At 41.5% G+C, this 14,055-nt stretch carries 4 protein-coding genes; all 4 read right to left on the reverse strand.

The window, feature by feature from the left end; translation table 11 throughout:
- Positions 1–43: 43 nt before the first annotated feature.
- From R8G66_27245 to R8G66_27260, 4 genes are read right to left on the reverse strand one after another with little or no spacing between them, the layout of a single operon-like run.
- Positions 44–700 (reverse strand): hypothetical protein, encoded by a 657-nt coding sequence (locus tag R8G66_27245; protein MDW3196098.1) that lies wholly within the window; start codon positions 698–700, stop codon positions 44–46.
- A complete protein-coding gene (locus R8G66_27250; protein ID MDW3196099.1) occupies positions 645–7,769 on the reverse strand; it encodes an RHS repeat-associated core domain-containing protein in 7,125 nt (2,374 codons plus the stop codon). The genes R8G66_27245 and R8G66_27250 overlap by 56 nt, the downstream gene beginning before the upstream one ends.
- A gap of 6 nt (positions 7,770–7,775) precedes the next feature.
- A complete protein-coding gene (locus R8G66_27255) occupies positions 7,776–13,439 on the reverse strand; it encodes a hypothetical protein (protein MDW3196100.1) in 5,664 nt (1,887 codons plus the stop codon).
- Positions 13,433–14,050 carry a hypothetical protein gene (locus tag R8G66_27260; GenBank protein MDW3196101.1) on the reverse strand — a complete coding sequence of 206 codons (618 nt, stop codon included), beginning with the start codon at positions 14,048–14,050 and terminating at the stop codon, positions 13,433–13,435. The genes R8G66_27255 and R8G66_27260 overlap by 7 nt, the downstream gene beginning before the upstream one ends.
- Between the last annotated feature and the right edge of the window lie 5 nt (positions 14,051–14,055).

The following is a 14,055-nucleotide window of genomic DNA, read 5'->3' on the forward strand; positions in this document are numbered from 1 at the left end:
CTGACGGCTATGGCTACAAACGAGCGCTATTGGGGGTAAATAGCTACCAAAATTCAATCCAATAAATGACAACTCCTCGTCCTTCGCTAATTGCCAATCCTCTTGAAAAACCGTGATCCCAAAAATTTGAGCACGGTCTATTGATTAAATTCCTTGAAGGTACAAAGCTACCTTCCTCAGCATCTACAATATATAGGTCAAAATCAGAACTTAAAAAAGCACCGTCAATGCCAAGCTGCTCTCGTTCCAAAGCAAATAATGAAACAGGCACTTCAAATTCTGAACATTCCATTCGATAAGTGCCTGATTTGTCACCTTGACAAATAAAACAGCACTCGTCGTGATTCAATACCTTTTCATGCCCGTCTAAAGATTTTTTTAGCTCCGCTAACTCATTTGAAGAAAGTGAATATGTAGCTCTGTAATAAGCACCAGTATGCAAAAAGTCTTCAGGAATGAAAAGCTCATCTTGGATATATGGAAAAGTAGCAACGTCAAACATTGGACGACCCTTAGGAAAGTGTAACCTTAATAATGAATCAAATTTTTGATGCCCGGTAACGGGTAATTGCTTTAAATCAGTATCACAAGAATAAAAAGCTCCAAAGGCTAAGAAAATTATTATCAACCAATAATATCTCATATTAATTTCTTGTTCTAAACATTTTTGCGCGATCTGCCCCGCCCGGTCTGTAGCCATAATTTGCCCCATTTTTTGGGTATCGTCCCCAACCTTTATGAATTGTTACATGCGGAACTGTTAAATTCCCACCTCCTGCAGGGTCTCCAATAATCCAATTATCTCCAAAAGCAGTTCTAGAGTTTTTATAAATATCTAGAAGTGTTTTGAATCCATTTTTTGCATTTTCTCCATAAGAGTGGGAAATAAAAGCTTTTGTCACCAGTCCACCCTGAAGATCTATTGCTTTAATATCCTTGGAAATTATCGGCTCATAACCTTTTGGTACATAAAGCATTGCTTCCCAAACACTGGTTGTATGATCTTGAGATCTTCCAGGAGAATAGTGATGAGTCCAGGTGCTCTTAAATTCAAGAATTGGAGCAAGCATATAACCTTTTTGAGACATCATTGTCATAGATCTATCTAAACTAAAAAAGCTCATTCCAGAAACTTGTTGCGGATCTTGTTCTGCGAATTTGAAATTAGATCCGACTTGTTCAATAAATGATGGAAGGCCAAAATAGAGTGGATCTGCACTTAAAAATTGATATGACGATGCATTGGCAACATACTTGTCATGAGAAACCCATTTTATTTTACCTGTATTTAGATCAGTAACCCAATCATCAGGAGAAAAAGCACCATCTGGGTCTATCCTGCTAATTGGATTATTTCCCATTGATAGATAGGGCGAAGCAAACTGTCTTGCCGGATCAACAATTAACCATCTGCCTATTTTACTGTCATAGAACCTAGCTTCAAAATAATTCAACCCCGTTTCTTCGTCGAACTCTGCGAAATCTCCCTGATACCCAAACCTTCCGGGTGTACCATTAGCGATGATATTCCCGTTGACATCTCGCTCCGCTGGCTTCATCAGCGAACCAAAAGGATAATAATCAGTGGCATATATTTGATCCCTGGTTACACGACTTATGAGGTTTCTTACATTGCCCAAATGATCTTTTATTTCATATTGCGATTCACTTGAAGCTTTGAAGTAAGTACCCAGCCTACTGGAACCATAAATGGGCAGTTCTTTTAGCTCATACTCCGTTGCCTTATCATAAATTGCCATCAGCTGTCCTGAGGCATCTCTTACATAGATTGTCTCATTATTGAATTCATGATCTACTGATCGAATTCTAAACCCACGATCATCGTACTCATAAGAAATCTTCAGTTGATTATTCTCATCGAGGATTTCTACCACTTTACCCGTTACATCGTAAACAGGTTTCATGGTTGAACCATCCTGATTTACCTGTTCGGTCATCTGTCCTATCGCATCATAAGTGTACGATGCGTAGTTGTTGACATGCTGCAACTGATTTTTACCTGAGTAATACTGATACTGCCCACTAACCCCATCAAATCCAGATTGAGCATTTCCATCAACATCCTTTCTTAATAGGGTTTGTATGTTCCCATGGGGATCATAGGCCAGATTGTCCACTCTATAAGCTTGACTGCTACTATTGAAAGATGCTGGATCATCGAAAACTGCTTGCTTCAAATAGTATCGGTTGTCATACGCATATTGGTATTCACCGGTCTCGGCAACTCCTGAAGTATTCACATTTTTCCAAATCACCCCGGCTATGTTACCATTGTAGGTTGGATTTTCAGGCGTGCTGGATGGTACAACCGTATTCCGTAAGTAATCTCCACTGAAGTATTCGTAGCGTTGCGCAAAGGCATCTTCCAAGAAGTCCGTTTCATCAGTCAGGTCATCAGGATCATTAATCGATTTAAGTTGTCCAGCAATATTGTAGATGTAATCAATTCCTTGGAGGTTTTCAGCTAACTCTACTCGCTTTAGGGGGCCATGAAGATAGTATTCGTATTTGGCTTGTAAGGCAGTACTATTGCGACCATCTACTTCCGACTCTGTTTCTGACGCATAAGTTTTCAATAGCCGGTTATCTGCGTCATAGTCATACGCATGATAGAAGGCATCTGTTTTTCCAGCCTGATATTTCACTTTGGTTACGTTACCGAGGAAATCGTATTCATACTGAATTTTCTTAGGCGCACCTAGTAAATACTTATACCAGGTATTCATCTCGATCACCCGACCCTGTTCATCATAACTATACCAGGTTTTCGTATTTGTACCTTCCGTATAGGAAACTGCGCCAACAACGAACTCCTGATCGATATTGAATTCTGCAGATTGTGGGTTAGTGGCAGTTCCGTCTAATTTGAGGAGTAAGTTACCCTGTGCGGAGGCATCATGGGTAAATCCGATAGCTAGTTTGATAGCACTTCGTGCTGTAACTAAGTGTGTCCCTGAATTCACAGGAGTAGCTATGACTTTTTCAGAGCCAAAAGTTTCTATGGCCGTTGGATCTGCATCTGGCATATCATAATGTGTCCTTATCCAGTCCTTCCTATCCGAGGGCGCGGTAATAAATCCTCCCTCGTAACCTGTAGTTTCTAACGCAGAAATTAAGGTAGAAGAACTAAATTCATGTGTGGTGCCTACATATTCACCGGACTCAATAGGTCTTCCTAATGCATCATAGTTCGTGTAAGAAAATGTTCCTTTTTCTCTTTGCAGGGCGTTTTCTGAAAATCGGATGCTGCCATCACGTCGGTAAATGTATTTTGTAATTCCGGCATCTGGCTCCTTCATCTCCAATAAACGACCTTGAAAATCATAGGTGTGATAAGTCGCAAAAGGAATTTCTGCTACATACGCCGCATCGATAGAGGCCACACTTCTGGAAAGAATGTCTTGAACCCCCATAGGCGGAACACTGACAATTATCCTTCCAAGATCATCGTAAAAGTTAAAGGAGGCATTAAAGAGGTCATATTCGTAGCTCAAATCACCTGCTGATAATCGATAGAAGCCCTTTTCGACAGAAGAGATGTTTGTAACCGGTACATCAGAGATCATTTCTACTAACCCACCATCAAATTCAGGTATCGTCAAAACTGTTTCTGATTGTGGCACATGAAAATCCAACTCAGTCAAATTGCTAGTGGCCTCATCAAAGACGAATTCAAGGTCCCACTTCACTCCATTATCTTCAGCAGTAAGATTCGCATAAGCCGTCACCAAAGTGTTATCATTCATATCGGTAAAGGCAACCGATTCATTTCCATTGGCATCTCTTACCACTGTCTTAATCACCTCCCCCTGAAGACTAGTAGAGGAATAAAGTAACAAGGCGTCCCTTACTGCCAGGTAATGACCATCCAATTCTGAAGTCACTGGAAACTTACGTGAATATATCTTCATTGAAGGATTAGCAAATTCTAATGGTCCTTCTGTCGTTTTTATATCACCGGTACCATCCTCATAATATTCTGTAGTTAGAAACGGAGAAGTGGTGATATCTACTTTTGGCTCCCAATTGTTAGCATCACTGTAATACCACTTAAGACTACCAGGAGAGGTAGGATTGGTAAGGAATTCATTGTCATATCCAAAGGTTGTAGCTCCGGTAGGTGCCCCTAATGATTGTGTACTAGGCCGGTTATAGTCATCATATAGAGTTGCTGTAACCAGCATATTATCTTCCGTAAACAACCTACTCTGGGATTGAACCGGTAGACCAGTGAGGTCATAATAAGTCCTGGATTCGGCTACTTTACTCCCGGGTTTGTATGAAATTGATTGAGTCCAATTGTATCCGGACACTTCGGTCAGGATTACATTCAACGGAGTTCTGTATTCACTCACGCAACCTCCCGAGCCTTCAGCTTCTACGGTCAAAGACTGGCTTGAAGCAACACTTGAAATCGTAAAGCTTGCTCCAGAACCAAGCAAAATTTCATGTTGATCATGCCAATTATAGGTCAAACCAGGATCTGGACTTAATACTTCGAACGTAATGCTTTCCCCAATGTCAGCAATTTTTGTTGCATCCAACACCTGCACAACCCCGGGTGTCACCTCAAATGCCACATCAACATCTGCTGCAATACCCCATACACCATCACTGTGATAGGCTCTTAGGAAATGATTACCGCTATTTACAAATATTCGAGGGTTATCCGAATTAGACATGCTTTGTCCATTGGCACTGGTTTGCCAATAAAAGGTGACATTCGTTTCATTCCCGTCATGGGAAACATTGGCTTCATCACACACACTATTCTGGGTAATCGTTGGAATTGAAAGATCATAAAGGTTTACTTGTTTCGTACCTAATATGTAATACTCTGATGTAGGAATTCCACTTATATAACGGGTGATGTCGTATCCATAGCTTATCGTGGCGGAACCACTTCCAGCAGTCCATGTAACATCCAGCGAAGTTGGGCTTTGAACTGTGGTACCACCGGAAGAGAGCGTCCAATAGCCACTGGTATTGGTAAGGTTTGTGGAGAAAGTCGTAGTGGTTCCTCTTACCTCTTTTCCATCGCCACCTGAAATAAGTGCCGTTTCTGAGCAATTACTTATCAAATCTGGCGAGGTGTCATCACAATCTGTATTATTGGCAACATATCCGGATGGCTGAGAACAAGCTTGCACTGTGTTGTTCGGATCCCCTTTGGAGTCGCCATCCAGGTCAAAATACCAGGTATCCGATTGTTCGATGGTTATTGTAGTCGATCGGATCGGACCCCAAACATTATCCGCATGTTTGCCTCTTACATAATAAGTACCATCGATGGTGGCCGTCAATGGATTAGAAGTATTGTTGTAGGAACTGGAGCCGGGAAGTCTCCAATAGTAAGTCACGTTCGACTGAGTTCCATTGTGGGTTAAGGTACTTTCGTCACAGCCATCAGTTACAGAAATCGTGGGTTTTGTGATGTTGTAAACCGTCACTGCGATCTCTCCTATTGCCAAAAATCGTAGCGTTCCTTGTTGTGCCCCCGGTGTATCATCAGAAATATCAAAACCATATCTTAGGAAATAGGTGCCGCTGGTAGCTGTCCAGTTGACTGTGGCTGAATTATTGTTTTGGCTTGTAATTGTTCCTCCTCCGCTCACTTCCCATTTGCCATTAGTCACGGTAGAAGTTGCGTCATACGTCTTGGATAAAGTTCTTGCGACTTTATCACTTCCCGTTATCCCGGACGTATAGTTGCAAAAAGTGGTCAATGTAGTACTTGTATCATCACAATCGCTACCATTTTCAGAATTTGTTGACCAATTAGCTCCAGGGCTAGAACACTGAACTCTGGTTTCAGAATAATATCCATCACCATCGGCATCCTTATACCAGGTCGGAGGGTCATTGGTGGTCACTGTCGCAGATCTTGCAGGTCCCCAAACCCCATCCGAATGATATCCTTTCACATAATAAGTGCCCTCGGTAGATACTGTTCGAGGATTGGTAGTAACATTATAGGCCGAAGATCCAGGTGATCTCCAATAATAGGTAACATTGGACTGATTACCATTGTGTGAAATTGTGCTTTGGTCACATCCAACCTCAACGGATATTGTAGGTTTCGTGATATTGTAAACAGTAACTGCAATTTCTCCTACGGTCAGAAATCTCAAAGTTCCCGGCTGGGCACCTGGTGTATTATCCGAAATATCAAACCCATATCTCAGGAAATAAGTACCACTGGTTGCCGTCCAATTGACTGTGGCGGAATTATTGTTTTGACTGGTAATCGTTCCACCTCCGCTCACTTCCCATTTACCATTAGTAACGGGTGTAGATGCGTCGTAAGAATAGGATAAGGATCGGGCTACTTTGTTCGTCCCGGTTACTCCTGAAGCATAATTACAAAGCGTAGTTAAACTGGAACTGGAATCGTCGCAATCACTGCCACTACCAGAACTTGTAGACCATTTTGAACCCGGACTCGTACATTGGACCCGAGTCTCAGAATAATAGCCATCGCCATCATTATCCTTATACCAGGTCGGAGGGTCATTGGTGGTCACTGTCGCAGATCTTGCGGGTCCCCAAACCCCATCCGAATGATATCCTTTCACATAATAAGTGCCCTCGGTAGATACTGTTCGAGGATTGGTAGTAACATTATAGGCCGAAGATCCAGGTGATCTCCAATAATAGGTAACATTGGACTGACTGCCATTGTGTGAAATTGTGCTTTGGCTACATCCAACCTCAACGGATATTGTAGGTTTAGTGATATTGTAAACAGTAACTGCAATTTCTCCTATGGTCAGAAATCTCAACGTTCCCGGCTGGGCACCTGGTGTATTATCCGAAATATCAAACCCATATCTCAGGAAGTAAGTACCACTGGTTGCCGTCCAATTGACTGTGGCAGAGTTATTATTTTGACTTGTAATCGTTCCTCCTCCACTTACTTCCCATTTACCATTGGTAACGGGTGTAGATGCGTTGTAAGTATACGATAAGGTTCGGGCTACTTTGTTCGTCCCGGTTACTCCTGAAGCATAATTACATAGCGTAGTTAAACTGGAACTGGTATCGTCGCAATCGCTTCCACTACCAGAACTTGTCGACCATTTTGAACCTGGACTCGTACATTGGACCCGGGTCTGAGAATAATAGCCATCGCCATCACCATCCTTATACCAGGTTGGAGGGCTATCTATGGTAATGGTAGTAGTTCTGATGTTTCCCCAAATTCCATCACTGTGGTAACCTCTCACATAATAGATCCCGGCTGTGCTTACCGTCAATGGATTTGTTGAATCATCATAATTCGAGGACCCAGGCTTCTTCCAGTAAAACGTCACATTGGATTGGCTACCATTGTGGGTCAAGGTAGTCTGACCGCAGCTATTAGCAACTGAGACAGTTGGAACGTTTATATTATATACCGTCACCGTCCAGGTATTGATGGCAAGGGTTGGCTCCTCTCCTGGTAGAGGAAAGGGATTCGGGTTAGGTATTCCATAACTTAGCGTGTAAGTGCCCGTCTGTGACCAATATACACTTACGCTTGAGGTAGTTGCTCCTGAAAGCGTTCCTCCTCCTGTAATAGACCATGAGCCATTCGCATAAGTCTGTGAAGGCGTATAGTTGTGGCTACTGGCCTTCAATACTTTAAGCGGTCCTGTTTGGCCCATTGCCGCGAGTGGGAGTATTCCAAACGCGATAATGACAAATAAGATTTTCACTACCTGAAATCTCCTGACTTCATGTAATGAGTTAGTCAATCTCAATTTCATAATTCCTTAGTTGTTTGATCTGGCGTAATTAATGATTGTTTCGGAGACTTTTACCGGTCCGTGTTTAAACGTTTCACGTGTTATACTTTTTAGGCGCCCCACAGCATCGTACTCATAATACATGTAGAGATTGTTCTGATCTAACACATGAGACAATTCCCCCCATTCATTGTAGACATAAGCTGTCATAACTGCATCGACCGGATGCACTCGGAAATCATCAATGTATTTGACATTACCTCCCACGGCAACCACATCAATGTCAGTATTTAAGAGATTATTCGTGCCATCATCTACATCGAAAACGGCCTCATGTAAATACCAACCGTTACTGCTTCCCAAGGGCTCCGTACTTACACTCAAACTTGTACCAGCTACTTCAATCTGGAATTCTACACCACCTTGAGCGGTGCACCAAACCAGTGCGCGGTAGGTTCGGCCACTGCGCAATTGGTCGTTGTAATTGAATGCTACTCCAGATGTAGCCTTGACGGACCAGAGACCTGTATGCGTTTTCTCATCATCTCCGGAGCCGAAATCATCTAAACCATCAGATCCAAATAAATGAACCCTTTCTCCAACCGGTTGAGTCACTCCTCCTCCGTAGTTATTAGGCCCAACTCCTTCATCATCGCCATCCTCAGCTCCAGAAAAAGCAAATTCGGAATAGGCAGCATTCGCCGCCGTTGCATAGACTCGCGCTTGCGAAAGGTCCATTTTTGTCGCGGCGAAGTTTCCATTGATGTCCTGAGCTTCCAAGGCATGGGAGTAGATATCATACAATGTTATCTCGTTGTTTTTTTGCCAATCTAAAGAGGCACTTAACTCCGAAACATCTGATATCTCCGAAAATGTTGTTAACGCATAAGAGCCATCTTTCTGAACTAAAGTGGGATCAGAATTACCTGTAAACGTATAAGTCGACAAATGCTTCCATACACGACTGTCTGGATCGATGGAAGATGAAACTTCCTCATTTCCTTTCATCACCGGATGTTGATCACTCCAAGTTTGAAAAGATGCCCCCTTTAATCCTATTGCATTGTCCTTGACACTTGTTGCAGGATTGAATGTTGATGGATCAAAGCTATCGGACATCAAATAAGTATAGCTAGCACCTTCTTGTGTCAGCATATTATTTCCCCCATTGACTGAAGGGCCCATATCCTCATAAAAATGATATGCAGGTACTGTTTTAGTTACTGTTTGGTTTCCATACTGATCTTCAAGCATGAGATGATCCACTTCTCCAGAAAATAAATCGAACCCGAGATTTGTCGTCACAGATTCGATACCTGTTCGATAGTCCTTCTTGATTTGTTCTCGGACAATCACTGGATATTCTTCCTTTTTGCTGAATACTCGGTAGTGACCACCCTGGTCTCCATATGCTATTCTGTACTCTGAAAAAAGCTCCTGGATTACTCCCTGATTTCGGTAATTTTGACTTAATGTAGTTCGGTAATTCGCATTCTTCTCTTTCCAATCCGCCCCTGTTTCAAGGTCATATTGGAAAATTGTTGAAGTTTCTGTTAACAACTTATCGTTAACATCGTAGGTCTTAACACCTCTCAAACTACCTGCTCTAGCAGAATAATCTCTGATCGTTATTGGTTTTATCTTATCAACATTAACATCAACTGTCTCATTTAAAAACCCGTCGGGATCATTCTCACAAAGTGTCTGTAAAGTGCTACAGGGAATAGGAAGTGATTGATCACAAGAATATTCGTTATCCGTCAAGCAAGCATTTTCAATATCCGCACAACTACAGTATATACTCACTGAAACCGTTTCCGCATTTTCCTCAATCTTCTCTCGTTCTACAAAACCTTCTTCGAATACTTGAAAATCATATTCTACTTTCCCTGAAACCTGATTATCATCCACGAATTCACGTACGGTGACAAGGTCGTATAAAACTGCTGGAGCAGGAACTTCTCGAGAAATCTGCAGCAGTTCCGAGAGGGTTTTATTGACATATTTCTCAAACATTTTCTTTTTAGGTAATACCCATGGATAAAGAGGATGTGGGTCAAACTCTATTACATAATGGGCTACATCCTGACCATATGGCTCATAAGAGGTTGCACCAGAGGTACTGGCAGAAGCAGACGAGTAATCATATTCCGTTGTGTTGATTCTTCCATTAGTAGGGTTAAGCAGATTCACGGAGGTGACTTTTATGCCTCCGCCCCAAGTTCCTTGCCCATTTGGGGGAATTGAAATTGTACCAACTGCAAAACGTTCATTATCCCAAGTGCTGTACGCAGTATGATTATTTACAAAAGTCAAGTCTGAAGCTTGCAAATAATGACCATCTTCCTCAGATCTATAGAGGCAATGATTGCCCTCATGTATTTCCAGGTAATATTGATCTGTTTCGCTGTTTTGTTGATAAAAAGGGATACAACCACGTTCACCTTCCTCTCTTTTTCTGCCTGCCGGATCGGGAATATCAGATATCGTTAGGTATTTGGAGGAATTATTATCAACAATTGATTCAATGGTCGCTGTTTGCTGTGAGTTTTCGTAGTATTTGATAATATCACCATTATTTAAGTGGTATTCATACTCCCATTGATATAAAAACTCTATTTCACTACCAACCGTATATAAAGAATTTAAATCGGGGTAAGACTCAGGAATTACAATCTTGTTTTCAACGTAATCATAATCTTCTACTGAGACTAAGTGGTGCTTATAAAGAACTGGTGACTGATATTTATCAGACTCATATTCAAAATTTATCTCCGCACCTAAACTTGTTAATACTCCTCTTAGGCTCCAAACATCTGTAGAACGTGCAGAAAGATCACTTACCTTCCTTGCCAAGTTTTCATTCTCATTGCATAAGTCGCTATCAAAGTCAGATTTGTAATACCCCCAGATATCAAAAGCCTCTCTGTCATAGGGAGGGTTCTTTGTTTTTTCAAACGATATTGTTTGTTCAGTAATGGCCAGATTATCTCCGGCAATGTTTCGTAAAAACCAAAAACCATCGGCACTATAATCCACGACAAAGTAAGAACCCGATGTTGTTTTGAGGAGATCACCTGGCTGAATATCTTGGGCATTTTCGACCATTATTGCCTGGTCACCTGCTACGCTCCAGGCTTGTCCCACGACCGGACCGTTCTGCAAGTCATAGCTAAATTCAATAGGGGGAGTTACAGAGCGACCTTCTTTCCCTTGGAGTTCAAGGCTATTCAATGTAAGTTTCCCCAATTTGGTATGTTGAAGAGATAAATTTGGGGGCGAGTTGTAAATCTCCCCTATGGCATCAAAACTATTGATAACCCCTGCTAGTCCTACATTGTCTTGCAAAGAATAATCATAGCCGAAATCGATGACCCTTAACGATGAATTAGTTAAATAATCACGTAAAGTACTTCCGCCATATGTTTCATCTAAATCTGAAGCATCAATCACATTTTCACCAAAATGAATTTTATCACTTTGCGCTGCACATGGCTCAGTATCAAATTCAAATACATAGGGAGCCCCAGTTCCCATGTTTTCAATACCGGATACATGATAATCCTTATCCAGAAGGTAAATGTTATCAAGCTTTAAACTAGCAACAGAGTAATCATAGACGTCAATATCATCTGGGTCATAGTATTCATCACCACAATTTGTCGTGTGTGTTCGATCAACTCCAAACCCACCTTCAGCAGGATTAATTACGCTCTTAGCATCTGCTCTGATGGATTTTTCAAAAATGGCAACGTGGGATGAAGACTCAATTGAGTTGAGATAATACATCTCTTTGGTACCATGGGAATAGGTCTCATATTCACTCTCGATATCCGAATGCATTCCAATAGAAGGATTTCTCCAATGGTAACTATCTGTCCATAGCCCATAATCAAACTTGATCCAATAGCCCCAATCTTCATCATCTAAAAATCCGTTACTTGCTCCAGAGACACCACCTCTATCCACAAAATCAGGTCCAGTAATTCCTGTTAGCAACCAGGTGTATGCATAGGCTTCATTATGATGATATTCCGTGAAAATCTCTCCCGCTGCATTTTTAGGCTTGTCTTTTAGCTGGTTTAATGAATACTCACCATATGCATATACAGGTAGGCTGTAGTGGTAGGTAACACCTGATTCATTCGTTACTTTAAAACCTCCTACCTGATCGCTAAGATCTGTATTGTATCTAGTAAGACGATTAGCATCAATCAGATTATCCGTCAAGATCAACCCATTATTCAGCGCTGTTCCATCTATTATATTTTGGTTAGTGTAGTGTTCTACACTTTTTGACCCAGCTAATTTTTCATTATAAAAACCACCGGAGGGTTTTTCGGAATGACCATCAATTGAATAGTCCTGAAGGGTCATTCGAATGTTTTCGTCATATGTATTATATGCCGAAAAGTCATTAATAAATCTAAAATTGGCCGTAGGTAAAGCCCTACCCTTTTTTAAGAATTTCAGCGTATAATTATCTCCATTTTTAACATTTTGTCTGAATAGATTTCCTGGCTCAAGAATATGTGGACGCATACTCCCACTAATACCCTGTCCCGTTACATTGTATTGGTCATAAGCCGGAAAACTGCCTCCTCGTGATTTTTCTGGTTCTTGTTCTATATAATCCTTTTCAATTTCTACAAGTGAATAGGAATCAAATGACAAATCGTCATAATCGGCTTCAAATCTGGACCCTGCAAATTGGGAATGTAGGGTACCTACGACATTCACATCTGATTCTTCATCTATAAAATATCGATTGAATCGATAGCCAAGTGTTAACCAGGTAGAAAGACTGGGATCCAGTGGAATTGGTATTGAAAATCCATGGCTATTAGTAGTCCAGTTATTCGCACGTCCATTTTGTTGAGAAGCAGAAATACCTGCAACACTTACAGAAGGTTTAAGCCCCTTACTACCAATTGAAGCTCCTATTAAAGAATAAGATCCACCATCTTGCCCCAAACTACTCACACCCCCGGAAAAAGATACCGATTTGAAATTCGTCGAAACTCCCAGGCTGCCAGTCAGGTTCGAGCTTTCTGCTGAAGATTTACCGATTCTTAATCCGGCGTTTGCAGAAGTTGATCCATTACCATATCCATCATGACCCATAGTCAATCCGACACTCACGGGGCCTGGTATGGGTAAACCGAAACCGAGACTCTGCCCCACACCCAGTCCTTGATAAGTATCCTGTGAGACAGACACACCAAAATTTATTCCTGGAATTCCGATTCCAACTGAGTAAACATTTGTTGTCCCTCCCGTATGGTAATCACGCCGGGTCCTTACTGCTTCTTTCTGGTCATCTGGATAACCATTGACTGTCCGCGAAATGGAACCCGGATTTAGCGTCCAGCCTAATCCTACCCAAGATGCTTCTTCATTAGGTTGAATTCCTGCATGATTAGAAAGTGATAAGGGATACCCGCCGGCTGGTCCTGGAATTTCCAATAAAGGAATATTATAGACCATGTCTCCGGTCAACAGGTTAACAAGATCCGTTGTATCTACCGGCTCAAAACTCGTATACTCAGGTGCTGTCGGACCGGACGTCAACGCAAAGGAAGCCAACGGGTATACCATTGACGTAATGAAATTAACCACCAGGAAAGCCGTTATCACTTTGGAATAACGGCGAAGAATGGTGATGATAGAAGAGTTGTTTCGTTTTACCATCGGAGTTCTGTTAGTTTGGGTGTGGATAAAATATCTTTAGTTGTGAATTCAAATCGCTGAAGTCCGGTATTGAATCCGAATTCCTCTAGTTGAAATGCGAAGGATTCTGCCCCTTCTATTTTTTCTTTATCAAATACGAATAGTAGTGTACTGCTTTTACTGATTCCGAAATTCCGATTGTAGATGTAATCAATCACTGGAATGGTGTCTTGTTTTGATGTGACGAGCTGAGTATAGGCCCCCATGTTGAAGGAAAGTGTTTGCAACTTACCGCTGAAATCTGCCTGACCTGCAGATGCGCCGTATAGGATGTCCCGATCTCCAGCAGTTAAATCCAACAAGAAATAAACATGGTCTTTGTATTTCTTCTCCAGAAGTATTCGTTTGTTTAGATCCTTGTCTTGACCTAATTCCTGATAAATCAGGAATTCTGTCGGACGATATATCACACTCAATCCAATCGGTCCAACTGCTTTTTCCTTCTTTAAACCATGAGAAGTATCTTGAATATATGCATTCAATTCTCGCTCATTAAGAAATTCAGGCGTACATCCCACCAATACAATAAGGACTATTATAAAGCACGATGCTTTAAGTTGTTTTTTAGCCATGATGT

Source organism: Cytophagales bacterium (assembly GCA_033344775.1).
Lineage (GTDB): Bacteria > Bacteroidota > Bacteroidia > Cytophagales > Cyclobacteriaceae > JAWPMT01.